Raw genomic sequence first — 24,956 nt, forward strand, 5'->3', positions numbered from 1 at the left:
GCCTACACGAAAATCGTCAAAGACCTACGCAACGCCGAGAAAGTCCCTGCGTCCCATGGACAAGGTAATCGGCGACGATCGGGGCCACGTTCAATCGAACCCGGATACCGATAAGCAAATGGTCGCCAATCTTTCCGAAGGACTCTATGTCGACGAAGTATTGCCCGACATTCGCACATCTGCGGACGTCGACGGCGTGGTCACAAGACTCGTCGTATGCGATGAAATCACACACCTCTACCTACGCGACTATCGTGACCGGGAGCTCAAACTTCTCGTAAGCGACTCCACGCTTGCCTGTGACATCGCACCGCATATTCAGGATGGACTCGTGCGCGTGGTAGCCGATGGATATTGGCAGCGCCTGAAACCGTATGGCTGGCTTCCGAAGCAAGGGGCTTGTTACGCGCGATCGTTCGTCGTTCTCAAAACCACTCCCCTCGCTCAGATCCTCGACGAATTCACAGCGATAGCAGCGGACGGCTGGAATGCGCTCGATGATCCGATGGCAGCGTGGAAAAAATTGAGGGGATGCAAATGAGCAACCAAGCATACCGCGTCCTCGTCGACACCAATTTTCTCATCGCGTGGAAAGGCAGCGTGGTGGATGCGAGCATTCACGTTGCCGCTGCTCGCTTCATAGCGCGTATCACATCCAACCCACGCAGCCAGCTCGTGATTCCAGCTCCAGTCGTCGCCGAGTTCCTGGTCGGAGCAGACGCCAACGCCTTATCCACGATGAACGCATTGGTCGATCAGTCATGGATCGCTGTCGGTGTTTTCGACTACAGCGCCGCGCTGGAACTACACCTGATCGAGCGAGCGGCCGCCTTTCTTGGCGACAAGAAGGATGGCATCGACGCACCTTGGCAAAAGATAAAGTTTGACCGCCAAATCGTAGCCATTTCGCGTTCGTACGAGTGCCAACTTATCGTCACCAATGATCGTGGGGTCGCGGCTACCGCCCTAAGATCTGGCATTCCTGTGTGCCCCATCGCTGCCCTCGACAAAGCCGAGGCGATGATGCAACGAAAGCGTTCTGTCCGAGAACCCGACTCCTTTTGGTACGACGCGTCTCACCCCTGGCTGCCGAGCTCGGCCACGAGCCAATCTCGGAACACAGCCGTCTCTTCCTGAGAGGCCGCCTCCCGCGAGACGGCAAGGTAGTAGCTGTGGCGCAGGGGAACATCGCGGGACACGGGCGCTGCCAGCCGCCCAGCCGCCAGGTCATACGCCACGAGCAGGTCCTGCGCCAACGCCACGCCCTGCCCTTCGATCGCGGCCTGCAGCATCATCGTGCCGTCGCCAAAACCCATCTCGCGCGAGATGGCGCCGGGCTCCACGCCCGCCTCTTCGAACCACTGGTCCCAGCTGGCGATGGCCACGGCACGGCGGCCTGGGCGCTCATGCAGCAGTAAGTGCTGGAACAAGTCAGCCGGTTCGCTGATGCCCTCGGCCACGCGGGGTGCGCACACCGGCGTGTAGCCGGTGGTCACCAAAAGGTCCATGCCCTCGCCAATCCGATCGTCGATCGACAGGTCCCAGCCCGCGTCACCGCCATCGGTCACCACCTCGACGGCGATATCCGGGTGCCTGGTGAAGAAGCGAAACAGCCTCGGCACCAGCCATTTCGTACCAAAGGTGGCGGGCACAGCGACCCTGAGCGAGGCACTCCGCTGGCCCATTACCTGGTCCGTCGCGTGCTGCAATGCACGAAAGACGTCCCGAATGCGTGGGAAATAGTTCTCCCCAGCCGCCGTCAGCGTGAGCTTATTGTTGCTTCGCACAAACAGCGGTATACCGAGGTAAGACTCCAATAATTTGACTTGGGCACTGACCGCAGCAGCCGTTAGCGAAAGTTCTTCGCCGGCCTTGGTAAAGCTTAAATGCTGCGCCGCAAGCTCGAACACACGCACGGCGTTGAGGGGGAGCGAACGCTTCATCGCGAGGTCATCAAGAAAAATTTGGGGAAAGCCCGAAGAAATTCTAGTTTGCCTGTCCCGACAGGTGACGCCAAGAATCCGGTGGCCTTGAGAACGGATCTTCGATGAACACCCTCACCATCGACACCGGTACCACCAACACCCGCGTCACTGCGTGGCGCGATGGCCAGGCCATTGGACAGGCCGCGACCCAGGTGGGCGTACGTGATACCGCGATCACGGGTAATACGAAAAAGCTGGAAGAAGGCCTGCGCGATACGATCACCGCGGCCCTGGCCGACGCAAAGCTCGAGAAGAGCGATATTGGCCGTGTCCTCGCCTCCGGGATGATCACGTCGAATGTCGGCCTCTGCGAAATTCCGCACGTAACCGCCGCCGCGGGCATTGATGACCTGGCCAGGGCCATGCGCGAATCCCTCGTCGAGACGGTGTGGCACCAGCCCATCTGGTTCGTACCTGGCGTGCGCAATGCCGTGGATCACATTGGCCTGCATAACTGCGAGGCCATGGACATGATGCGCGGCGAGGAAACCGAATCCTTCGCGCTGGTCGAACGGCTGAACCTGCATGAGCCCACTGTCATCGTGTTGCCGGGCTCGCACTCCAAGTTCGTCAGTATCGATGCGAAACAGCGTATCGAAGGCTGCGTGACCACGCTGGCCGGCGAACTGCTCCATGTGATTTCGCACGACACCATCCTCGCCGGCTCGCTGAAGGATGGGTTCGCCAAGCGCATCGATCCGGAGATGCTGCTCGCCGGCGCCGCCTCGGCCAAGCGCATTGGCCTGGGCCGCGCGTGCTTCAGCGTGCGCATCCTCGATCAGTTCGCCGTGTATGACGCGAACGCGCGTGCCAACTTCCTGCTCGGCGCCGTGCTCGGTTCCGATCTGCTCACCCTGAAGAATTCCAGCGCGATCCGGATGAGCCCGGGCACGCGCTTTGTGATCAGTGGCAAGCCGATCCTGCGCGAGGCCATTGCCCGCCTTGTGGAAGGCGACGATTTCTTTTCCGGCACCGTCACGGTGCTTGGCGACGACGAGCAGAGCGACCTGGCCGGACACGGCGCCATCGCCATCGCCCGCCGGCGCGGCCTGCTCGACTAACCTGCGACATTTAGGAGGGAACGCATGAAGATCAAGTTTGCCCTGGGCGTGAAAGCCCTCGCACTGGCCCTGGCCATGGCGGCTGGCTCGTCGGCCTTTGCCGCCGATGAACCGGTCAAGATCGGCTTCGTCGTGAAGCAGCCGGAAGAGCCCTGGTTCCAGGACGAATGGAAATACGCCGAGCAAGCGGCCAAGGAGAAGGGCTTCACGCTCGTGAAGATCGGCGCGCCCGATGGCGGCCAGGTGCTGACGGCCATCGACAACCTGAAGGCGCAGCATGCCCAGGGCTTCGTCATCTGTACGCCTGATGTGAAGCTCGGCCCGTCCATCGTCGCCAAGGCGAAGATGAACCACCTGAAGCTCATGACCGTCGACGATCGCCTGATCGATGGTTCTGGCAAGCCGATCGAATCCGTGCCGCACATGGGCATCTCGGCCAGCAAGATTGGTGAGCAGGTCGGCCAGGCCATCGCCGACGAAATGAAGAAGCGTGGCTGGAAGCCGGAAGAAACCGGCGCCCTGCGCATCTCGTACGACCAGTTGCCGACGGCGAAGGATCGTACCGATGGTGCCGTCGCCGCACTGACGGCCGCCGGCTTTCCGAAGGCTAACGTCGTGAATGCGCCCGAGGCCAAGACCGATACCGAGAACGCGTTCAACGCCGCGAACATCGCGATCACGCAGAACCCCAAGTACAAGCACTGGATCGCGTTCGGCCTGAATGATGAAGCCGTGCTGGGCGCCGTGCGCGCCGCCGAAGGCCGCGGCTTCCGCGCCGACAACATGATTGGCGTCGGTATCGGCGGCAGCAAGTCGGCGCTCAACGAGTTCGCCAAGGCGGAAGCCACGGGCTTCTTCGGCAGCGTGCTGATCAGCCCGAAGCGCCATGGCTATGAAACGTCGATCGATATGTACGAGTGGATCAAGAACGACAAGGCCCCGCCGCCCCTCACCCTGACCACCGGCCGCCTGATCACCAAGGCCAACGCCGCCGAAGTGCGCAAGGAAATGGGCCTCTGATGAGCACGACGACGAACGCGCCGCGCCTGGAATTCCGCCATATCGGGAAAACCTTCCCCGGCGTGCGCGCGCTCGGCGACGTGGGCTTCAGCGTACGTGCGGGAAGCGTGCACGGCCTTCTCGGCGAGAACGGTGCAGGCAAGTCCACCATGATGAAGATCCTCGGCGGGGAGTACATCCCCGACGAGGGTGAGGTCGCGATCGACGGCGAGGTCATGCAGTTTCGCAAGGCCGCCGACGCGATCGCCGCCGGCGTCGCGGTGATCCACCAGGAGCTGCAGTACGTTCCTGAGCTCTCGGTGATGGAAAACCTGCTGCTGGGTCGCCTTCCCACTCGCTTCGGCATGGTGGACCGGCGCAAGGCACTGGCATGGACACGCGAACAACTCAATGCGTTGGGCGTCGATCTCGATCCGCGCGCGAAACTGAAGTCACTGTCGATCGGCCAGCGGCAGATGGTCGAGATCGTCAAGGCGATTCTGCGCGACGCCAAGATCCTTGCGCTGGACGAGCCCACGAGCTCGCTCTCGCACCGCGAAACCGAAGTGCTATTTCGCCTGGTGAACGACCTGCGCGCGCAGGGCAAGGCAATGATCTACATTTCGCACCGCCTCGACGAGATCTTCGAGCTGTGCGACGCCGCCACGATCTTCCGCGATGGCCGCAAGGTGGCCGATTACGACACGCTCGAAGGCGTGACCCGCGACGCACTGGTGCAGCGCATGGTGGGCCGCGACATCGGCGACATCTTCGGCTACAAGCCGCGTGAGCAGGGCGCGGTGCGCCTCGCCGTGAGCGGCGTGAGCAGCCGTGCCGTCCCGCAGCCGGTGAGCTTCGAGGTGAAGGCAGGCGAAATCGTCGGCTTCTTCGGCCTGGTCGGCGCCGGCCGCTCCGAAATCATGCGCGCGGTGTACGGTGCGGATCGCCGCCTCTCTGGCGAGGTCAGCGTCGACGGCCGTGCGGTCAAGGCCTCGCACATCCGCGACAGCATCCGCAACGGCCTGGTGTTCTGCCCCGAAGACCGCAAGGAAGAGGGCATCATCGGTGTTCGCTCGGTCTCCGAGAACATCAACATCAGCGCCCGGCGCAACCACCTTACCGCCGGCCTTTTCGTCAACGATCGCAACGAGGCGCGCACCGCCGATACCTTCATTGAGCGCCTGCGTATCCGTACCCCGCACCGCCGCCAGGAGATCCGTCTTCTCTCGGGCGGCAACCAGCAGAAGGCTGTGCTTTCGCGCTGGCTGGCCGAGAAGGACCTGCGCGTGTTGATCGTTGACGAACCCACTCGCGGTATCGACGTGGGTGCCAAGAATGAAATCTATAACGTGCTCTACGAGCTGGCCGGACGCGGCGTGGCGGTGGTGATGATCTCGAGCGAACTGCCTGAAGTGCTCGGCGTGTCGGACCGCGTGATCGCCATGTGCCGTGGGCGCATCACCGCCCAGTTCAACCGTGGCGAAGCGAACGAGGAGAACGTCCTCGCCGCCGCGCTACCCGAAGGCGCCAGCGCCACCCCCATGAGGAATGCTTGAAGCCATGACCGAGACCAACGCCGCCGCCATCGGGGCTGCCCGCGAGACGCAGGCTGACCGCCGCCGCGCCCTGCTCTGGCAGATCGTGGACGATTACAGCCTGATCCTGATCTTCATCGCCTTGTTCGCGGTGCTCAGCCTCACGGTGCAGTACTTCTTCAGCTGGGACAACGTGGTGGGCCTGGCCCTCTCCGTCTCGCAGATCGGCATGGTGGCCTGCACCATGATGTTCTGCCTGGCCTCGCGCGATTTCGATCTTTCGGTGGGCTCCACGGTCGCCTTCGCCGGCGTCATGTGCGCCATCGTTTCCAATGCCACGGGCAGCGTGGTCCTCGGCATCGGCGCCAGCCTGGTCGCCGGCGCGCTGATCGGCGCCGTGAACGGCGTGGTCATCGCCAAGCTCAAGATCAACGCGCTGATCACGACCCTGGCCACCATGGAGATCGTGCGCGGCCTGGCTTTCATCACCTCGCAGGGCCAGGCAGTCGGCGTGACCAGTGAAGCATTCTTCACCCTGGGTGCGCTGGAGCTCTTCGGGCTGCCGGTACCGGTGTGGATTACGCTGGCCTGCTTCGTGGTGTTCGGCGTGCTGCTGAACAAGACGATTTACGGCCGAAACACCCTGGCCATCGGCGGCAACCCGGATGCGGCGCGCCTGGCCGGCGTGGCCGTGGATCGCGTCCGCATCGCCATCTTCCTCATCCAGGGTGTCGTCGCGGCACTGGCCGGAATTATCCTGGCCAGCCGCATGACCAGCGGCCAGCCCAATGCGGGCGAGGGCTTCGAGCTCAACGTGATCTCGGCCTGCGTGCTGGGCGGGGTCTCCCTCATGGGCGGCCGTGCAACGATCAGCGGGGTGCTCGTTGGCGTTCTCATCATGGGCACTGTGCAAAATGCCATGAGCCTCATGAATATCGATGCTTTCTACCAATACCTCGTGCGTGGCGCGATCCTGCTTATCGCCGTGCTCGTGGACCAGCTCAAGAACCGCAGGCAATCGCGCTGATGACCGATGCGTTCAAACCGCTTTCCGAACACCGCCAGGCCCATGCCGAGGGCGTGATCTGGGATGACCTGGCCAATGTCGTTCGCTGGACCGATATCGCGACCTCGCAATTATTCGCCTACGACCCGGCCACGGGCCGGGTGACCGACGAGAAGCTGCCAGCACGTGTGTGCTGCTTTGCCCTTACCCACCAGAAAGGTGTGTTGCTGCTGGCGATGGAGAAGCAGGTGGCGCGCTACGACACGCGCGACGGCACGCTGACCGTGCTTGAGGATATCGAGCCCGAGATCCTGGGTACGCGGGCCAACGACGGGCGCTGCGATCGCGCGGGCAACCTCGTGTTCGGCACCCTGAACGAGCGCGGGCCCGAAAAGGTCGCCTCGTTCTGGCGTTACACGCGCGAGGGCAAACTGCACCGGCTGGCGCTGCCCAAGGCCGCCATCACCAACAGCATCTGCTTCAGCCCCGACGGCGAGACGATGTACTTCACCGATTCCCCCACGGCGCAGATCATGGCCTGCGACTACGATGCCGCCAGCGGTGAGGTCGACCGCATCCGCGTGTTCACCGAACTGCGCAAGGGCATGGAACCGGATGGCTCGACGATCGATGCCGACGGCTTCCTCTGGAATGCCGAATGGGGCGCCTCCCGCGTCGTGCGCTACGCGCCGGATGGCCGCATCGACAGCACGATCGAGCTCCCCGCGCGCCAGCCGAGCTGCGTCACCTTCGCCGGCCCTGCCCTGGACCGCATGGTGATCACCTCCGCGTTCAAATACCTGGATGAGGCCGTGGTGAAGCAGGAGCCCCGCAACGGCGCCATCTTCATCGGCACGCCACCGCGTGGCCACGGCCTCCCCGAAGCACGTTATGGCGATGAGGTAGCTGCATGAGCACTCCCGTGACACCCGATCCGCGCACTACCCCGCTTCCCCGCCTGGCCGGCAAGGTCGCCATCGTCACCGGTGCCACGCAGGGCATCGGCGCCGCCACCGCAAAGCTGTTTGCGGCGCATGGCGCTTCGATCGTGCTGAATGTGTTGGAAGACAACGCACAGGCTCGCAAGACCCTCGACGAACTCCATACCGACAAGGCCATGCTGTTCCAGGCCGACGTGACGGACGCCGGTGCGATCCAGCGCATGGTCGATGCCGCCAACGAGCGCTTTGGTGCTGCCGACGTGCTGGTGAACAACGCGGGCATCAACGTGTTCAACGATCCGCTCTCGCTGAGCGATGAGGAGTGGACACGTTGCTTCGAGGTAGACCTGAAAGGCGCGTGGAACTGCGCCAAGGCTGTGCTGCCGGGCATGCTTTCGCTAGGCCGGGGCAGCATCATCAATATTGCCTCGGTGCACGGCCACAAGATCATCCCGCACTGCTTCCCCTACCCGGTCGCCAAGCACGGCCTGATCGGCCTGACCAAGGCACTGGGCATCGAATATGCGGCGAAGAACATCCGGGTGAATTCGATTTCGCCGGGCCTGGTCCTCACGGCGATCGCCGAGGCTGGCTTCGCCGCTGCAGCGGACCCAGAGGCCGAGCGCCGCAAGCAGACCGAGATCCTGCCAAACAAGCGCATTGGTACACCGGAGGAGATCGCCTATACGGCACTATTCCTCGCCTCCGATGAAGCCCGCTACATCAACGCCGCCGACATCCGCATCGATGGCGGCCGTTCGCAGCTCTACCACGAGTAATTCCATGGTCTGGCCTACCGCGTTACCGCTCATCGCCATCCTCCGCGGCATCACGCCGGACGATATCGTCGCGCACGTCGAGGCGCTGATCGAATCCGGCTTCGACGCCATCGAGGTACCCCTCAACTCCCCCGACTGGCACCGCAGCATCCCTATGGCCGCCCAGACGGCCGGAGACCGGGCCCTGGTCGGCGCCGGCACGGTGCTCACGCCGGAGGACGTGGACCGGGTCGCGGACCTGGGTGGCCACCTGCTGGTGACGCCGAACACCTACCCGGAGGTGATCCGCCGCGGCCGCGAGCGTGATATGTACACCTCGATCGGCTTCACCACACCCAGCGAGGCCTTTGAAGCCCTGCGGGCGGGCGCACAGTCGCTGAAGCTGTTCCCTGCCAACGTGTATGGGCCGGCCTACGTCAAGGCGATCCGGGCGGTGCTGCCGCCCGACGTTCCGCTACTGGCGGTGGGCGGCGTAACCCCTGACAATCTGGCTCAGTTCCTTGATGCGGGCTGCATCGGCGCCGGGCTCGGCAGCGACCTGTACAAGCCAGGCCAGCCGGTGTCGCGGACGCGCGAGCGCGCCGAAGCCTTTGTAAAAGCCTACCGTTCGGTCTAAGCATGAAAGTAACCAAGATCACCACGTACCGCGTTCCACCCCGATGGATGTTCCTGAAAATGGAAACCGACGAGGGCGTCATCGGCTGGGGCGAACCGGTCGTGGAAGGGCGCGCACGCACGGTCGAGGCGGCGGTGCATGAACTTTCCGAGTTCATCATCGGCAAGGATCCGGCGCACATCAACGATCTCTGGCAGGCCATGTACCGCGGCGGCTTCTACCGCGGCGGCGCCGTGTTCATGAGCGCCATGGCCGGCATCGACCAGGCGCTTTGGGATATCAAGGGCAAGGTGCTTAACGCGCCGGTCTACGAACTCCTCGGCGGCCGTGTGCGTGATCGCATGAAGACCTACTGCTGGGTCGGTGGCGATCGCCCGGCGGACATCATCGCGCAGATGAAGGAGCGCCTCGCCCACGGCTTCGATACGTTCAAGATGAACGGCTGCGAGGAGATGTCGATCATCGCCTCCAGCAAGCAGGTGGATGCCGCGGTGGCCAAGGTGGCGGAGATTCGCGAAGCCTTCGGCAACACCATCGAGTTCGGCCTGGATTTCCACGGCCGCGTGTCCGCACCGATGGCCAAGGTACTGGTGAAGGAACTGGAGCCGTTCCGCCCGCTCTTCATCGAAGAACCCGTGCTGGCCGAACAGGCCGAGTATTACCCGCGAATCGCTGCGCAGACGTCCATCCCCATCGCCGCCGGCGAGCGCATGTATTCGCGCTACGAGTTCAAAGGCGTGCTGGAGCGTGGTGGCATCTCCATCATCCAGCCGGATCTGTCGCATGCCGGTGGCATCACGGAGTGCTTCAAGATCGCGGCCATGGCCGAGGCCTACGATGTGGCGCTCGCACCGCACTGCCCGCTCGGCCCCATCGCCCTGGCCGCGTGCCTGCATGTGGATTTCGTTAGCTGGAACGCCACGCTGCAGGAACAGAGCATGGGTATCCACTACAACAAGGGTGGCGAGGTGCTCGATTACGTGCGCAACAAGGAGGCGCTGAAGCTCGATGATGGCGGCTACGCCCTGCCGTTTACCGGCCCGGGCCTGGGTATCGATGTGAACGAAGAGCTGGTGATCGAGCGCAGCCGCGACGTGCAGGACTGGCGCAACCCGTTGTGGCGGCACCCGGATGGGTCGGTCGCGGAGTGGTAAACAACTGAATCGCTTGCATTTATATATATTATCCACAATTATTCATATCTGGATAATTGTGGATAATCTTTCGTGACCCAGTCCTTCGACCTCCCCTACTTCCCGCGCGGGCCCTTGGTCGAAGAAGTGCTTCAAATCCTCACCAGCGGGCTGAAGCAAGGTGTCACGCTATTCGCCCCTCGCCGTCAGGGCAAGACATCATTCGTTCGCCACGAACTCATCCCCGCGGCGAATGATCGCGGATGGCAGACCCTGTACATCGACTTGTGGCGACGACGTGGCGAGCCCGAACTCGCATTAGTGGAAGCACTTGAGGGTTTTCTGGAATCACGCCAAAGCGGTTGGCGACGGAAGCTTCGCTTCAAAGAATTCAAGGCGAAGGCAAGCGCGGGCGCCGCTACGATCGAGTCGACGCTTGAACCCGTCGGCTTCGCCGCGGATCCCGTGCTCGAGAACAGGCTCGATGTCGCGCTGACCGCCTTGGCCGACAAAGGAGTGACCTTACTCATTCTCGATGAGGTTCAGGCACTTGCCGGCGCGAAGCGCGAGGACTTCGTGGCGGCACTGCGAACGGTCATCCAAAAGCTTCAGGGAAAGCTTCTTGTGTTCTATACCGGCTCGTCGCGTGACGGCCTGAACAGCATGTTCCGCCAGCAAAAAGCTCCTCTTTTTGCCTCTGCCATGGCGGTTCAATTACCGGATCTTGGCGATGCATTTATCGAAGATCGGCTTTCGTTCCTTCGTCTGCGCACGCAAGCGGTCGTGAGCAAGCAAGCGCTGGATGCCGCCTTCGAGACACTTGGCCGGACGCCGGAGTTCTTGAATGAAGTGATATTGCACCTGCTCATTGCAGGCAATGGTGATATCGATGCAGCCATGGGCCGCTGGGTGCATGCACAAAACGACACCGGGCTTGGATCCGTCCTGGACGAACTCAAGCCCCTCGAACTCGGCGTCATGAATCTGCTTGCGCAGCCCGCCCACCCCTCGGTGTATAGCTCCGAAGCGCTCGAATGGCTCTCCGCTCGTATCAACACAAGCGAGAAGTTGACCCCCGCACGAGTGCAAGCTGCGCTAAAGAAGCTAATGCGCATGGAACTTGTCGGGCCAACGGGACGTCACGGAGAGTATGAAATCGAAGATCGCGCGACACTACTTCAGTTGCGGGCTATCGACGCGAATCAATAATTCGAGTCTGGCCAACCTCGAGCCCGTCAAGTCGATAGTCACCAATTGCCTCCCGAATCAGGCGAAGCGTCGGCAAGCCCACAGCGGCCGTCATGCGGCGCACCTGTCGGTTCCGCCCTTCACGCAGCGTGATCCGCAACCATGCGTCAGGGACCGTCTTGCGAAAGCGCACGGGCGGGTCACGTGGCCACAGCCATTCGGGCGCATCGATGAGCTCCGCACCCGCCGGCAGTGTCGGCCCGTCATTCAATACGACACCGCGGCGGAGCCTATCGAGCGCTTCCTCCGTGGGCGTGCCTTCCACCATCACCACGTACGTCTTCGGCTGCTTGTGCTTCGGATCGGCCAGGCGGTGCTGCAGCTTTCCGTCATCGGTCAGCAACAGCAGCCCCTCGCTGTCGTGGTCCAGCCGCCCGGCGGCGTAGACACCTTTCTGCGTCACGAAGTCGGCCAGCGTACGCCGGCCGGCTTCGTCGGTGAACTGGCACAGCACCCCGAAAGGTTTGTTCAGGGCGACCAGCACGTTACTGCGCAGGCTTCACGAAACGCAGCGTCATGCGATCGGATTCACCGATGGCCTGCCACTTGGCCTTGTCGGTTGCGCCCATGTCGTACGTCGGCGGCAGGGTCCACACCCCCTTGGGGTGGTCGTGATTGTCCTTCGGGTTCGCATTCACTTCGCTCTGGCCATCCAGCTTGAAGCCGGCATCGGTGGCGAGCTTGATCACGTAATCGGTGGGCAGGTAGCCGCTGTTGACCACCTGATCCAGGGTCTTGCCCTTGTCCGCGCGGTGATCTTCCACGCCCAGCACGCCACCCGGCTTCAGTACCTTGAAGAACGACTTGAACATGGCCTCGGCGCTGCCATCAGCCGCCCAGTTATGCACGTTGCGGAAGGTAAGCACCATGTCGGCCGAGCCATCCGGGCCGAGGGTGGGCTGCTTGTTGTCGAACTCAACGAACTTGGCGTTGGAGTACTGCTGCGGACCGAACTTGAACTTGTTCTCGAGCGCCGTGCGGCTCTTCGAACCCGGCGGCACGGCGGCGATGTAGTGGCCATGCGCGTTGAGGTAAGGCGCCAGGATCTCGGTGAACCAGCCACCCGACGGCCAGATCTCGATCACGGTCATGTCCGGGCGGATGCCGAAGAAGGTCAGCGTTTCCTTGGGATGGCGGTACACGTCGCGAGCGGTGTTCTTCGGATCGCGCCACTTGCCTGCGATCGCCTGGTCGAGCTGGGCGGCAGAGGCCTGGCTGGCACTGGCCGGCGGTGTTGCCTGGGCCGGCTGGTCGGCTTCGAGCGCCATGGCGGCAGCCGGGAGGGAGAAACCGACGAGGCCTGCGAGGATGAGCTTCTTCATGGCGACTACCACCGTTGGGGGACAGGGCCGGAAGGCTAGCACGGGCCTGCCTGCGACGACGCGTGCCTTGCGGTACCCCTCACGAATGAACGAGCATCATCCGGTTTCCCCACAGGGAAGATCCCCATGCCCCTCCCCCCGCCCCGTCGCCTCGTGGGTGCCATCCTTCTTGCGCTGACCGTTTCGGCCCATGCGCAGGATGCCCAGCCACTGGCCCCCGTGGTTGTAACCGCCACGCGCACCGCGCAGTCGCCGTATGACATCCCGGCGGCCATCGATTCGGTTCGAACGCCGCCCGATGGCACGCTCGATGTGAATCTTTCCGAACGCCTGCAATCGATTCCTGGCGTCACCGCACGCGATCGACAGAACTACGCGCAGGACACGCAGATCTCGATCCGCGGCTTCGGCGCACGCTCCACCTTCGGCATTCGCGGCATCCGCCTGTATACCGACGGCATCCCGGCGACGATGCCCGATGGCCAGGGCCAGGTCACCCATTTCAACCTCGATTCGGCCGAGCGCGTGGAAGTGCTGCGTGGGCCCTTTTCAGCGCTCTACGGCAACGCGTCCGGGGGTGTGATCCAGCTGTTTACCGCCGACGGCACGGAGCCCCCAGAGCTTCGCTTCGGCGTAGCGGGCGGCAGCAACGGCGTGTTCCGCGCCTCGGCGAACGCGCGCGGCGTAGAAGGCCCGGTCGACTACAACATCGATCTCAGCCACTTCCGCACCAGTGGCTACCGTGACCACAGCGCCGCACGGCGCGAGTCCGGCAACGCCAAGCTGGGCTGGAAGATCGATGAGGACCGGAAGCTCACTCTCGTTCTGAACGCGGTTGACATCCCCGGCGCGCAGGACCCGCTCGGCCTGACCAAGGCGCAGTTTCACGCGGATCCGCGCCAGGTCGCCAGCGTGGCGGATACGTTCAATACACGCAAATCCGCCGACCAGCAGCAGGCCGGCCTTATTTACGACCAGCGCATCGACGACGCGAACAGCCTGCGCGTGATGACTTACTACGGCCAGCGCACGGTCACGCAGTATCTTTCCATTCCCGTGGCGACCCAGCTCTCGCAACCTGGCAACTCCGGCGGTGTCGTGGACCTCGGGAACGCCTATGGCGGCGGCGACGCGCGCTGGACGTGGCGCCACGAACTCCTGGGCCGCCCCTTCGAATTTGCCACGGGCGTCGCCTACGATAACCAGCACCAACACCGTGAGGGCTATAACAATTTCGTCGGCAGCATGCTCGGTGTGCGTGGCGCCTTGCGTCGCGACGAGATCGACCGCGTCTTCGATTTCGACCAGTACGCCCAGGCGACCTGGCGCGTGGCCGATGCGTGGACGCTGATGGGTGGCGTTCGCCATAGCGACGTGCACTTCAGTTCCACCGACCGATACATCGTGCCGGGCAACCCCGACGATAGCGGTAGCGAGCGGTATAGCGCGACGACGCCCGTATTCGGCGTGCTGTGGCGAGCGGCCAATTGGGCGCACCTCTACGCGAACTGGGGTCGTGGCTTCGAGACGCCGACGTTCTCCGAGATTGGCTACCGCGCCGATGGCGGTGCCGGCCTGGCCTTCGACCTGAAGCCGTCGAAATCCGAGAACATGGAAGTGGGCCTGAAACTGCGCCCGACCGATGCGATCAGCGCGGGCGTGGCCGTGTTCCGGGCGGACAGCGACAACGAACTTGCCGTCGCCACGAATGTGGGCGGCCGCACCACATACCAGAACATCGCCCGCTCACGTCGGCAGGGCATCGAGGCCTCCTTCGACGGCGAGCTTGCGCAGGACCTGCACCTGCTGGCGTCGTACACCCATCTGCAAGCCAGCTTTCGCACGCCGTTCCTTACCTGCGTATCGGCCGGGTGTGCCGCACCCGACACCCCCGTGGCGGCCGGCACCCGTATCCCGGGCGTGCCGCGCTCCATGGGCTACGCGGCGCTGAAGTACGGCAGGGAAACGGGCGTGCAGGCGGGGATCGACATGAACGCGATGGGCTCGACCACGGCCAACGATCTGGGCACCGCCGTGGCACCTGGCTACGTACTGTTCGGCCTGTCAGGCGGGTACATCTTCGATAACGGCCCGTGGCGGGTGAACACTTTTGCCCGCGTGGATAACCTCGCCGACCGGCATGTGATCGGGTCGGTTATCGTCAATGATGGCAACGGGCGGTATTTCGAGCCGGCGCCAGGGCGGACGTTCCTGGTCGGCGTGGATGTGCGGTGGCGATAACGCCGATCACACGGTAGGAGCCCACCCTGTGGGCGACGCCGTTCGCGAGGGAGCCACAGCGCCCGCTACGTCGTCGCGAAAGATGTCGCCCACAGGGTGGGCTCCTACGCGGAGATGGCGAGCCGCTCGGAGCGGTACATCGCGGCCGTCGCCCACACCGCCAGTGCCGCCGCCGCGAAGCCACCGGCGAGGCACAAGGCCAGCTCCTGCCCCGTGATCCCGTCGCCACGCAGCAGCTGCACGATGCCCAGGTTCTGGCCCAGCAGCGGCACCGCGTACATCCATGCTTCCGGCTTGATCGGAATCACCGACAACAGTGCGCTGGGCAGGATCGGGATGATCATGAGAATCGACAGGTAGGTCTGCGCTTCGCGGTAGCTCTTGGCGAACGCCGAGACGAGCGATTGCAGCGCCGCCAGCAATACGATCAACGGCAGCATGAGCAGCACCACCTGCGCACCGAAATGCAGCCCGAGGTCGAGCGCGATGCCCAGCTTTTCGGTGGGAATGAACCACGGTGCGGTGGCGAACGCGGAAACGCTCAGCAACAGGCTGATAATCGAGAACGTGCAGATCGCCGCCAGTTTGCCGGCCAGGATTTTCCAGCGCGCCACCGGATTCACGAACAACGGTTCCAGTGACTGGCGCTCGCGCTCGCCTGCCGTGAGGTCAATGGCCAGGTACATACCGCCCATGAACACGGTAAGCACGAAGAAGTACGGCAGGAACGAGAACATCAACGCGGAACGCGATTGCGAGGTCGCCTGGTCGCGCTCGGCCACTGTCACCGGCCACGCGGTGGAGGGCGACAGGCCGCGGGCGATGAGCCGCATGGCGCCCTCGCGGCGGGCATAGCTTTCCACCACGCTGCGCACACGCGCGACTGCCGTGTTCGCATCACGACGCGATGAGTCGTACACCAGCTCGACCTGCACCGACTGGCCCTTCTCCCAGGCCTTCACGAAGTCCGGCGCGATGCGGATCACGACATCGGCGCGCATATCGTGCACGGCACGCTCCGGATCGGCCACGGCGGGATCGGCGTCGATACCAGCACCCTTCAATGCCTTCATGAAGTTCGGCGCCAGCTCGGCACCGATCACGGGCACGTGGATCGGCTGGTCGGCCCGCGCTAGCTCACGGTTCACCATGACGTTCATCAACATGATGAACAGCACCGGCCCAAGCAGCGGCCCCGTGATCAGCGCGTTGATCAAGGTGCGCCGGTCACGCAGGTTCTCACGCACTTCCTTCCAGTAGACGGCGGTGAAGGCGTTCATGCGGCCAGTCCCTCGTCGGTACCGATGATCTTCACGAACGCTTCCTCAAGGCTGGTCTGCCCGGTCTGTTCCAGCAGGGCGGCGGGCGTCTCATCGGCCACTACCCGGCCATGGGCGATAACCACGATGCGATCGCATAGCGCGGCCACCTCCTGCATGATGTGGCTGGAGAAGAGCACGCAGCGGCCTTCGTCCTTCAGCTGGTGCATGAAGCGGCGCATGGCGCGGGTCGCCATCACGTCCAGGCCGTTGGTGGGCTCGTCGAGCAACACATTGCGGGGATCATGCACCAGCGCGCGGGCGATGGCGGTTTTCACCCGTTGGCCCTGTGAAAAGCCTTCCGTCCGCCGGGCGGCGATGTCGCGCATCTCCAGCGCATCGATCAGTGCCTCGCGACGGCGCGTGATGTCGGCTTCCTGCATGCCCTGCAGACGGCCGAAATACGTGATGTTCTCCGCGGCGGTAAGGCGCTTGTACAGCCCGCGCGCATCGGGCAGTACGCCCAGGCTGCGGCGCACTGCCACCGGATCGGTCGCGGCGTCGACACCATCGACCAGGACCTGCCCGGCATCCGGCTTCATCAACGTGTAGAGCATCCGCAATGTCGTGGTCTTGCCCGCGCCATTCGGGCCGAGCAAGCCAGTGATTTCACCATCGCGCGCCGTGAAGCTCACGCCGCTCACGGCATGCACCTCGCCAAATGCCTTGCGCAAATCCTTTACTTCGATCATGGCGTGGCTCCGTTGAAACCGACGAATACAGGCGCCGGTGAAAGACGCTCAAGGCACTTTCCATCCAGGCTGCGGGCGTCCGCCTTGTCGATGAACTGATCCAGCAGCCGTGGCATGCAGCCGCGCGCAATGACGTTGTGGCCCTGCCCCCTCAGCACAAAGTGACGGCCGTTCGGAAGGCCCTTCAGCACCTCATCGCCATAGCGCGGTGGCGTGACCGGATCGAACTCGCCCGACATGAGCAGCGTGGGCACCGGCCCCTGTAGCGGCTGGTGGAAATCTGCCGGGCGCTTGCCATGCGGCCACACCGAGCAGGCGGCGCGGAACGCCTCGATCATGTTGTCACCGAGGATGGTGTCCTTGTCCTGCGGCCGGGAAGTGAGCAGATCGGCGTCCTCGGAACAGATGACCGAGTACTGCATGCCGCCATCCATCGTGTCGCCGAGATCACCGGTCAGCAGCTTGGCCTGCCCCAGCAAGGGACCGACATCGCCGCGCGCCGCCGCATCGATCGATAGCGGAAGCAGTGCGGCTGTCTCCGGCGAGTAAGCGAACATGCGAACGACCGTCGCGAGCACATACTCGCTCAGCGTGCGCTGCGTGCTGGCATAGGTCTGCGGATCGCGGAAGCTCACCTTGTGCGGGTTGGCGCGCAGGGCATCACGCAACTGGTACAGCGTCTGATACGGATCGGCAAAGCGTGCCCGGCAGGCCTCGTCGTTCGCGCAGCGGGCGAACTGGGCCTTGAGCGCCGCATCGAGGTTCACGGCGAAATCTTCCCCCAGCACGAGGGCATTGGGGGCCACGCCGTCGAGGGTAAGCGTGCGCACGGCATCCGGGTGGCGCATGGCGTATTGCTGCGCCACCCGCGTGCCGTACGACACACCCAGCACATTGAGCTTCGGTGAACCCAGCGCCTTGCGAAGGTCTTCCAGGTCGGCCACGGCATCCGTCGTGGTGTAGAAGCGCACATCCGCCTGCGCGGAGAGACTGTCCAGGCAGTGCTGCGTCTCCTTGCGCACGGCGGCCACGTCCACACCCCGACTCTCCTCCGAGCCACCGGGTAGATCGTGGTCGTCACCTTCGCGGCAGCTCAACGGGTGCGAGCCACCCGTGCCGCGCTGGTCGAGCAACACCACGTTGCGATGCGCCAGGACGAGCCCCATGGCGGGCGCGATGCTCGCATAGGTTTCAGTCGCCGCCTGGCCAGGGCCGCCCGCGAGGAACACGACAGGATCATCCGCGGGTACCTGCGCGCTGCTGCGCACGACCGCCAGGCGCATGTCGAGCTTGCGGCCATCGGGGTGCTCGCGGTCCTCGGGAACCTGGAAGGGCGCGCACCACGCGGCAGTGGACAGGCCGGAATGCGGTTGCGGCAATTCGCACGGATGGAACACGAGGGAGCCGAGTTTCCATTCGCGCGGGGCTGCGGGTGCAAGCTCGGCGGCAGGCGCCGGTCGCGCCTCGGGCGTGGCATCGGCCTTGCCGTGATGGATCACCTGCCGTCCGGCAAAGGCGGCCACGAGGATCGCGACAACGACAGCGGTGCGGGGTGCGCGTTTCATGCCTTCATGCCTCCGGCGTGAAGATGGATTCGATGGGAAGCGAGAACAGCCGGGCGATCTTGAATGCCAGCGGCAGGCTTGGGTCGTACTTGCCCGTCTCGATAGCGTTCACGGTCTGCCGCGAGACATCCAGGCGCTCACCCAGGTCGGCCTGCGACCAGCCAAGCTCGGTGCGTAGCTCGCGAACACGATTATTCATGGGTGCGGTAGTAAAGGCGGATGCCGCACTTGGTGATGCCGAACAGGCCCATCAGGATCGGGAAGACCCAGATAGCGATGGCCGCCGCATCCGGTGCGACCAGCACCTTGGCGTTCAACAGCAGGCCGTAGGAAAAAAAGCCGAAGCCACCCAGCGCACCGGCAATCGCGATAGCCTCCAGGTCGATGCGCCGCTCCAGTTCATCCTGGTCACGGATCACGCGGATCATGGCGCGGATCACGAATGCGATGGGGATGACGGGAAGCAAGGTCACGATGGTGCGGGCGAGCGTACCGTCCAGCGTCTTCAACCACGAGACCGAGGCGAAGATGAGCACCACGTAACCTGCCATGGCCGGAAAGAACTCACGCAGGTAGCGTTTGTGGACGGCACGCATCGCCATATCAGTGGGCCTCGATGAAATCGTTGAGCGCCTTGCCAAAGGCGGCAGGCTGGTCGAGCATGACATAGTGGCGCGACGGTGCGAGGGCGATCACCTTGGCGTTCGGCGCATCGGCGAGCAACGACGCGTAGTACGCCACCTTCTGTTCCTGCGTGATCTTCATCGGCCCCATCTGCGCGTCCTTTTCCGAGTACGCCGTGATCTCGAGGATCGGCGCCTTCGCCGCCTTCAGCTCGCCGCGGTAATCTGCGCCAGCATCTTCGGCCATGTAACGTGCCACGGCCTTCTGGTCGCTGCGCGCATTCAACGGCGCCACGCGTTCGGCGGTCGCGGGGTCCAGCGTGCCGATGGACTGCATGTAGGCCAGTTGCTGCGCCTTGAATTCGTCCGGCGTCGCGCCCTCGGTCTTCGCCTTCAGCTGGGCAGCGATGGCACCACGTTGCTCGGGTGTGACCCGCTCCATGCCAGGGAAGATGGGCAGGCCATCGACCGCGACCACGCCGCCCGTCAGGTCCGGATGGCGGCCCGCGAAACGCAGGGCGAGCGTGCCACCCAGGCTGTGGCCGACCAGGATGGGCTTATCCAGATGGTTCTTCTGGATGAACTCGGCCAGCGAGGCATCGGCCCGATCCATCCAGTTGCCGTCGGCGGAGGGGGCGGGGGTGCCGTCGAAGCCGGCCAGCGTCACGGCGTAGACGACGTGGTTCTTCTCGAGGTCGGTGATGGTGTCCTTCCACACCCAGGGGCCGCCCGCCAGGCCGGGAATAAGGATGACCGGGCGCCCGGCGCTGCCGTGGCGTTCGACGCTGAGGGTGCCGACGGTGGTGGCACGGGTGGCACTGGCGGCGGCCGTGGCACCCGGCGTGGCGGCATGCAGGGTGGAGGCTGCTGCGGCGGCCATGAGCAGGGCGGCGGCGCGGAAAACGATGCGGTACGACATGTTCGAACCCCTCTTCGTTGGCGTGGAGCGTGTCAAGCACGCTTGACATCATCCTGCCGCCCCTCAGCCACCATGTCAAGGATGCTTTACATCCGTATTTTGTGACATGCGTCACCCCCTGACGGGATCCCGACGCGGCCGGGCGCAAGGCGACGCGGCACGTCAGTCCGCGTCGAACAACACCACGGTAGATATCTGTCGCGACAGGATATTTTGCCGGTTTCGCCTAACCGAAAGTCAAGCACCCTTGTCACTTTGCTAAGCGCATTCGGCATCTGTAGGCCGATCCGGCAGCAGACGGTGAATTTCACTTCCCACGGCACGCGTAGTCCCGAACCTTGCACGTGACGGAAGTGCGTCGCGCCGACACACCTTCGCGGTGGACGCCTGGAGAGCCCACATGAACACGATCCGCAATCTCGCTTTCGCTGCCGCCGCCACGTTCGCTTTTGTCACCGGGAGCGCCCACGCGGCCACGGCCACCACGACGTTCAATGTACGCATCACCATCACGGCGGCGTGCGATATCAGCACCACGGCGCCGACCGACGTGAACTTCGGCTCGCAGCCCTCGACCGCCACCAACGTGGATAACCAGGGCGCGCTCAACGTGAACTGCACCCCGAGCGCGCCGTACACGATCGCGCTGGATAACGGGCAGAACGGCACCGATGTGAACTCGCGGAAGATGAGCAACGGCACCTCGCAGGTGCCCTACCAGCTCTACCGCGCCGCCACGCGCACGGCGGCCGATGTATGGGGCAGCACGACCGGTGGCAGCGGCAATGTCCTCGCCGGCACGGGTAGTGGCAGCGTGCAGACCCTGCCCGTGTATGGCCGCGTGCCGTCGACGAACTTCCCGGCCGGCAGCTATGCCGATGTGATCACCGCGACGATCACGTACTAGGCCACGGTGTACCTGCGCGCGTTCCGCCTCACCCTGCTCCTGGCCGCGCTCGCGGTGGGCGTGGCGGCGCCCACGTTCGCCAGTGGCCTGCAGGTTTCGCCCATCGGCCTGCACCTGGCCGCGGCCGAGCAGGCGCAGGCCATGTGGCTCACCAACACCGGTAGCGAGACCTTGCATGCCCAGGTGCGCGTGTTCCGCTGGACCCAGGTGGATGGGAAGGACGTGCTCGAGGCATCGAAAGACCTGGTCGTGAGCCCGCCGATGGTGACGGTCGCGCCCGGCGACCGCCAGCTCGTGCGTGTCATCCGCCAGGTGGCACCTCCCTCCGATGGCAAGGAATCCGCCTATCGCGTCGTGGTCGACGAATTGCCCGTGGGCGGTGCGGACAAGACCGGCCTGAAGTTCGTGCTGCGTTATTCCATCCCCGTCTTCATCGCACCCGCGGGCGATCCCACGGTCAACGCCACGCTGCAGGCCACCGTGGATACCTCCCCCGATGGCGCTCGCCTGCGTGTGCAAAACACCGGGACCGGCCACGCCCAGATCGCCGACGTAAGCCGGCACGACGGTGCCGGCAAGAACACCTCACTTCTCCCCGGCCTGGTGGGCTACGCATTGCCCGGCAGCACCATGAGCTGGCCCCTGCCACCGGAAGCGCGCCAGGCTGGCGCATTACGCGCGAGGATCAATGGTGAGGCGAGCGAGTCGACGTTGGTCGTGGACGCGGGTAGCCGCTAGCGTCCTCGCGCTCAAGGTCGCCACCGTGCACGCGCTGGATCACCCCTCCGATGCCATTCCGCCGCCCACCATGGATCCGCGGATGGGCGTGGATGGTGAGGACCTTTACCTTGAAGTGGTGCTCAATGGCACGGCGACTGAACGCCTGATGCATTTCACCCGCCGCGGGCAGACCCTGTGCGCGAAAGCCGCCGATCTGCGCGGCCTGGGCTTCGTGCTGCCCCCCGGCGCTGACATGCAGTGCCTCCTCGATATCCAGGGCCTGCGTTACAGCTACGACGTGGGCCAGCAGCGCGTCACGATCGACGTGCCCAACGGCAGGCTGGACCTGCCCAGGCGCATACTGAACCAGCCGGAGCGCTCGGCGACGAAGGCCAGCAGCGGTACGGGCCTGTTGCTCAATTACGATATCTACGCGGCGCACGGCGATGGCCAGGGCAATGTCAGCGGCCTCGCGGAGCTGCGTGCGTTCAGCGAGAACATGGGCGTGCTGAGCAACACCTCGCTCACCCGCCGCTACCAGGATGCCGACGGTAGCTGGCATGGCACCAGCGTGCGCCTGGATACGCAATGGCGACTGTCGTTCCCGGATAGTTCCACGGTGGTCACGGTGGGCGATACGTTCACTGGCTACACCTCGTGGAGCCGGGCCACGCGCATTGGCGGTGTTGCGATAGGCACGGACTTCGCCCTGCAGCCTTATCGCGTCACGACACCGCTGCCGCAGTTCTTTGGCGAGGCCACCGCGCCGTCCTCCGTCGAGCTGTACGTCGATGGCATCCGCCAGTACACCGGCAAGGTGCCGGCGGGCCCCTTCCAGCTCACCGCGGTCCCCGCCGTGGATCAATCCGGCCAGGCCCAGGTGGTCCTCACCGATGCACTGGGCCGCACGAGCACGGTCACGTTCCCGTTCTACGCCGCGCGGCAGCTACTACGCGCCGGGCTCAACGACTGGTCCGTGGAACTGGGCACGGTACGCGAGGCCTACGGCATCAACTCGTTCGACTACGGCGATGATCCCGTGGGCAGTGGCACATGGCGTCGTGGCATGACTGACCAGCTCACGCTGGAATCGCACGCCGAAGCCGGCGCCGGCCGCAGCACCGCGGGCCTGGGCGCCGTGTGGAACCCGTTCGGCGCGGGCGTCGTGAATGCCTCCTATGCCGCATCGCGTAACGGTGGTGCGCAATACGGCGCAGGCTTTTCCTGGAGCGGGCGCTACATGAACTTCTCTCTCGATACGCTGCGCAGCAATGCGCGCTACCGCGACGTGGCGTCCAGCTACGGTGCGCCGCCGCCGCGTGAAAGCGATCGCGCGCTGATCGGCTTTAACGTGCGTGAATCGAGCTTCGGTGCTAACTACGTCCGCTTGCGTAACCCGGGCGAGGCGGCGTCGCGGTACGCCGGCCTGTTCGTGCTGCGCAACCTGTCGCGTGGCATCTCCATCAATGCGAGCATGAACCAGAACCTCGACGTCCACGCGGATCGAAGCTTCTTCCTCGGCCTTACCTGGGCACTGGATGAGCGCACGACCTATACCGCCTCCGCGCAACGCGACCGCGACCAGACCTTTGGCACGCTGGATGCGAACCACCCCATCGAGGGCGACGGCGGCTTTGGCTGGCACGTGCAGGGTCGCAGTGGCGAGGCCGCCGGTGGCTTGGGCGAGGTCGGCTGGCTGGGCAACCACGGCCAGTTGACCATGGGCGCCAGCACCATCGGCCCTTCGTCGTACACATACGCCGACGCCAACGGCGCCCTGGTGCTGATGGGCGGGCATGCGTTCACCGCGCGCCGGATCGATGATGCGTTTGCGCTGGTCTCGACGGAGGGAGCACCCGATATCCCGGTATTGCTGGAGAACCGCCGGACGGGCGTCACCGACAGCAACGGGCTGCTTCTGGTCTCGCGGCTCAACGCATGGCAGGACAACCGGCTCGCGATCGATCCGATCGACCTGCCGGCGGACGAGCGTGTGCAACGGGTGGATAGTGTGGTCGCGCCCGCCGATCGCTCCGGCGTGATCGTTCGCTTCCCGGTGACGCGGGTACGCGCGGCGCTGGCCACGCTGGTTGAACCCGATGGTACGCCACTCGCACTGGGTTCCATGGTGGATACCGGGCGCGGCGAGCCGGCGATCGTCGGCTACGACGGCCAGGCCTACCTCGATAACCTCAAGGGCAGCACGATGCTCATCGTCACCCGGCCCGACGGCACGCGTTGCACCACCGAACTCATCTACCCCGACCATGCGCGCGATCTGCCGCAACTCGGTCCCTTGCCATGCAGGCCATCGCCATGAAGTGGCTCGCCATTCTCCTGCTTGCCTGCGCGGGACTGTTCGCCGCGCCGCGTGCCAGCGCCACGACGACGTGCAGCATCACCAGTGTCACTAATTTCGCCTTTGGTGCCGTGGACCCCACCGCAGGTACGGTCGACACCACCGCCACCATTGGTTACAGCTGCACGTACTCCGGATTCCTGGGGATTCTCTATGGCAGTTACATCAACATGTGCGTCAGCCTGGGCCAGGATGCGCTGGGCAACCTGGCGCCACGTACCATGGTCGATGCGCTGACCGACCGCATGCAGTACAACGTGTACAAAGACCCGACGCGCACGGCGATCTGGGGCGTGGTGAACAACGTCACCTACACACCCTTCTTCATCACCGCGCAGGTACCGCTGCTCAACAACGGCAGCGCGATCACCGGCACGATCACGGCATACGGCCGCGTGACCGCGGGGCAATCCACGCTGTCGCCGGGCTCTTACACGGGCACGATCGCCGGCGGCACCTCGGGGACGGCACTCACGTACAGCTACAACGAGGCGCTGCTTTCGCTGGGCACCTACCCCGCCAGCTGCACGGCCGGCGGCACGGCGGCCGCTGCTACCGTCGCCGGGCCATCGACGAACGCCACGGCCTCCGTGGCCGCGAAGTGCACGGTGGGCACGGCCACCGATCTGAACTTTGGCTCGGTATCCGGCTTGTTGCGCACCAATACCGACCAGACATCCCTGATCCGTGCGACATGCACCAACCGGGCCGCTTATCAGGTGGGCCTGGATAACGGCCAGAACGCGGGCACGACATCCATACGACGAATGGCATCAGGAACGGGCACATTCGTCACCTACGAGCTCTACCGCGACTCGGCGCGCACGCAGCGCTGGGGCAACACCGTCAATACCGATACGGCCACGGCGAGCGGCAGCGGGGCCGAGCAGACCCTGACCGTCTACGGCCGCGTGCCAACCCAGCCCGCGGCGGTCGCCGGCGCGTATAGCGACATCATCAAGGTCACCGTCACGTACTGACGGCGC

25 protein-coding genes are annotated in these 24,956 nt (G+C 64.4%); 16 read left to right on the forward strand and 9 right to left on the reverse strand.

Features of this window, described 5'->3' with window-relative positions:
• The first annotated feature begins 55 nt into the window (after positions 1-55).
• Both L2Y97_RS20165 and L2Y97_RS20170 read left to right on the forward strand, forming a co-directional pair.
• Complete coding sequence (locus L2Y97_RS20165; protein WP_247430208.1) at positions 56-541, forward strand: hypothetical protein; 486 nt, start codon at positions 56-58, stop codon at positions 539-541.
• Positions 538-1,137, forward strand: a complete 600-nt coding sequence (locus L2Y97_RS20170) for a type II toxin-antitoxin system VapC family toxin (RefSeq protein ID WP_247430210.1) — start codon at positions 538-540, stop codon at positions 1,135-1,137. Before L2Y97_RS20165 ends, L2Y97_RS20170 begins: the two co-directional genes overlap by 4 nt.
• On the opposite strand, the gene L2Y97_RS20175 is transcribed toward L2Y97_RS20170, so the two are convergent.
• Positions 1,077-1,943 (reverse strand): LysR substrate-binding domain-containing protein, encoded by an 867-nt coding sequence (locus tag L2Y97_RS20175; RefSeq protein WP_247430212.1) that lies wholly within the window; start codon positions 1,941-1,943, stop codon positions 1,077-1,079. The two genes, L2Y97_RS20170 and L2Y97_RS20175, sit on opposite strands and share 61 nt — an antisense overlap.
• A gap of 104 nt (positions 1,944-2,047) precedes the next feature.
• Between L2Y97_RS20175 and L2Y97_RS20180 the strand changes: the two genes are divergently transcribed.
• From L2Y97_RS20180 to L2Y97_RS20220, 9 genes are all read left to right on the forward strand, one after another.
• Positions 2,048-3,046 carry a 2-dehydro-3-deoxygalactonokinase gene (locus tag L2Y97_RS20180; protein ID WP_247430214.1) on the forward strand — a complete coding sequence of 333 codons (999 nt, stop codon included), beginning with the start codon at positions 2,048-2,050 and terminating at the stop codon, positions 3,044-3,046.
• 24 nt (positions 3,047-3,070) lie between these two features.
• Positions 3,071-4,066 (forward strand): arabinose ABC transporter substrate-binding protein, encoded by a 996-nt coding sequence (locus L2Y97_RS20185; protein ID WP_247430216.1) that lies wholly within the window; start codon positions 3,071-3,073, stop codon positions 4,064-4,066.
• On the forward strand, positions 4,066-5,601 hold the full coding sequence (gene araG / locus L2Y97_RS20190; RefSeq protein ID WP_247430219.1) for an L-arabinose ABC transporter ATP-binding protein AraG: 1,536 nt from the start codon (positions 4,066-4,068) through the stop codon (positions 5,599-5,601). The genes L2Y97_RS20185 and araG overlap by 1 nt, the downstream gene beginning before the upstream one ends.
• 4 nt (positions 5,602-5,605) lie before the next feature.
• Positions 5,606-6,607 carry an L-arabinose ABC transporter permease AraH gene (gene araH, locus L2Y97_RS20195; RefSeq protein ID WP_283248294.1) on the forward strand — a complete coding sequence of 334 codons (1,002 nt, stop codon included), beginning with the start codon at positions 5,606-5,608 and terminating at the stop codon, positions 6,605-6,607.
• On the forward strand, positions 6,607-7,500 hold the full coding sequence (locus L2Y97_RS20200) for an SMP-30/gluconolactonase/LRE family protein (RefSeq protein WP_247430221.1): 894 nt from the start codon (positions 6,607-6,609) through the stop codon (positions 7,498-7,500). The genes araH and L2Y97_RS20200 overlap by 1 nt, the downstream gene beginning before the upstream one ends.
• Complete coding sequence (locus tag L2Y97_RS20205; RefSeq protein WP_247430223.1) at positions 7,497-8,306, forward strand: SDR family oxidoreductase; 810 nt, start codon at positions 7,497-7,499, stop codon at positions 8,304-8,306. Before L2Y97_RS20200 ends, L2Y97_RS20205 begins: the two co-directional genes overlap by 4 nt.
• Positions 8,275-8,922, forward strand: coding sequence for a 2-dehydro-3-deoxy-6-phosphogalactonate aldolase (locus tag L2Y97_RS20210; RefSeq protein WP_425492795.1), 648 nt, complete (start codon positions 8,275-8,277; stop codon positions 8,920-8,922). The genes L2Y97_RS20205 and L2Y97_RS20210 overlap by 32 nt, the downstream gene beginning before the upstream one ends.
• A gap of 2 nt (positions 8,923-8,924) precedes the next feature.
• Positions 8,925-10,076, forward strand: coding sequence for a galactonate dehydratase (dgoD, locus tag L2Y97_RS20215; RefSeq protein ID WP_247430228.1), 1,152 nt, complete (start codon positions 8,925-8,927; stop codon positions 10,074-10,076).
• Between the two features lie 72 nt (positions 10,077-10,148).
• Positions 10,149-11,264, forward strand: a complete 1,116-nt coding sequence (locus L2Y97_RS20220) for an ATP-binding protein (protein ID WP_247430231.1) — start codon at positions 10,149-10,151, stop codon at positions 11,262-11,264.
• Here L2Y97_RS20220 and L2Y97_RS20225 read toward each other — a convergent pair.
• Together L2Y97_RS20225 and L2Y97_RS20230 are read right to left on the reverse strand one after the other, a co-directional pair.
• Positions 11,245-11,787 carry a pseudouridine synthase gene (locus tag L2Y97_RS20225; protein WP_247430234.1) on the reverse strand — a complete coding sequence of 181 codons (543 nt, stop codon included), beginning with the start codon at positions 11,785-11,787 and terminating at the stop codon, positions 11,245-11,247. The genes L2Y97_RS20220 and L2Y97_RS20225 overlap by 20 nt on opposite strands.
• Position 11,788: 1 nt before the next feature.
• On the reverse strand, positions 11,789-12,625 hold the full coding sequence (locus L2Y97_RS20230; protein ID WP_247430236.1) for a class I SAM-dependent methyltransferase: 837 nt from the start codon (positions 12,623-12,625) through the stop codon (positions 11,789-11,791).
• A gap of 126 nt (positions 12,626-12,751) precedes the next feature.
• Between L2Y97_RS20230 and L2Y97_RS20235 the strand changes: the two genes are divergently transcribed.
• Positions 12,752-14,866 carry a TonB-dependent receptor family protein gene (locus tag L2Y97_RS20235; protein WP_247430239.1) on the forward strand — a complete coding sequence of 705 codons (2,115 nt, stop codon included), beginning with the start codon at positions 12,752-12,754 and terminating at the stop codon, positions 14,864-14,866.
• Between the two features lie 104 nt (positions 14,867-14,970).
• On the opposite strand, the gene L2Y97_RS20240 is transcribed toward L2Y97_RS20235, so the two are convergent.
• Genes L2Y97_RS20240 through L2Y97_RS20265 form a run of 6 tightly spaced genes read right to left on the reverse strand, consistent with a single transcriptional unit; the run spans position 14,971 to position 19,984 of the window.
• A complete protein-coding gene (locus L2Y97_RS20240) occupies positions 14,971-16,146 on the reverse strand; it encodes an ABC transporter permease (protein WP_247430242.1) in 1,176 nt (391 codons plus the stop codon).
• Positions 16,143-16,877: an ABC transporter ATP-binding protein gene (locus L2Y97_RS20245; RefSeq protein ID WP_247430245.1), complete on the reverse strand. Its 735-nt coding sequence runs from the start codon at positions 16,875-16,877 to the stop codon at positions 16,143-16,145. The genes L2Y97_RS20240 and L2Y97_RS20245 overlap by 4 nt, the downstream gene beginning before the upstream one ends.
• The gene (locus L2Y97_RS20250; protein WP_247430248.1) at positions 16,874-18,442 is read right to left on the reverse strand and encodes an alpha/beta hydrolase; all 1,569 of its coding nucleotides are present in this window, start codon (positions 18,440-18,442) and stop codon (positions 16,874-16,876) included. The genes L2Y97_RS20245 and L2Y97_RS20250 overlap by 4 nt, the downstream gene beginning before the upstream one ends.
• A gap of 4 nt (positions 18,443-18,446) precedes the next feature.
• Positions 18,447-18,641, reverse strand: a complete 195-nt coding sequence (locus L2Y97_RS20255) for a helix-turn-helix transcriptional regulator (protein WP_247430251.1) — start codon at positions 18,639-18,641, stop codon at positions 18,447-18,449.
• Entirely contained in the window at positions 18,634-19,038 is a 405-nt protein-coding gene (locus L2Y97_RS20260) for a hypothetical protein (RefSeq protein ID WP_247430254.1), read from the reverse strand. Before L2Y97_RS20260 ends, L2Y97_RS20255 begins: the two co-directional genes overlap by 8 nt.
• A gap of 7 nt (positions 19,039-19,045) precedes the next feature.
• Positions 19,046-19,984, reverse strand: coding sequence for an alpha/beta fold hydrolase (locus tag L2Y97_RS20265; protein ID WP_247430256.1), 939 nt, complete (start codon positions 19,982-19,984; stop codon positions 19,046-19,048).
• A gap of 400 nt (positions 19,985-20,384) precedes the next feature.
• On the opposite strand from L2Y97_RS20265, the gene L2Y97_RS20270 reads away from it, so the two are divergent.
• Genes L2Y97_RS20270 through L2Y97_RS20285 form a run of 4 tightly spaced genes read left to right on the forward strand, consistent with a single transcriptional unit; the run spans position 20,385 to position 24,950 of the window.
• Positions 20,385-20,891, forward strand: coding sequence for a Csu type fimbrial protein (locus L2Y97_RS20270; protein WP_247430259.1), 507 nt, complete (start codon positions 20,385-20,387; stop codon positions 20,889-20,891).
• Between the two features lie 6 nt (positions 20,892-20,897).
• Positions 20,898-21,629, forward strand: a complete 732-nt coding sequence (locus L2Y97_RS20275) for a fimbrial biogenesis chaperone (protein ID WP_247430261.1) — start codon at positions 20,898-20,900, stop codon at positions 21,627-21,629.
• 25 nt (positions 21,630-21,654) lie between these two features.
• Positions 21,655-23,931 carry a fimbria/pilus outer membrane usher protein gene (locus L2Y97_RS20280; protein WP_247430264.1) on the forward strand — a complete coding sequence of 759 codons (2,277 nt, stop codon included), beginning with the start codon at positions 21,655-21,657 and terminating at the stop codon, positions 23,929-23,931.
• Positions 23,913-24,950: a Csu type fimbrial protein gene (locus L2Y97_RS20285; protein WP_247430267.1), complete on the forward strand. Its 1,038-nt coding sequence runs from the start codon at positions 23,913-23,915 to the stop codon at positions 24,948-24,950. The genes L2Y97_RS20280 and L2Y97_RS20285 overlap by 19 nt, the downstream gene beginning before the upstream one ends.
• Positions 24,951-24,956: the final 6 nt, after the last annotated feature.

This window comes from Luteibacter aegosomatissinici, assembly GCF_023078495.1.
Taxonomy (GTDB): domain Bacteria; phylum Pseudomonadota; class Gammaproteobacteria; order Xanthomonadales; family Rhodanobacteraceae; genus Luteibacter; species Luteibacter aegosomatissinici.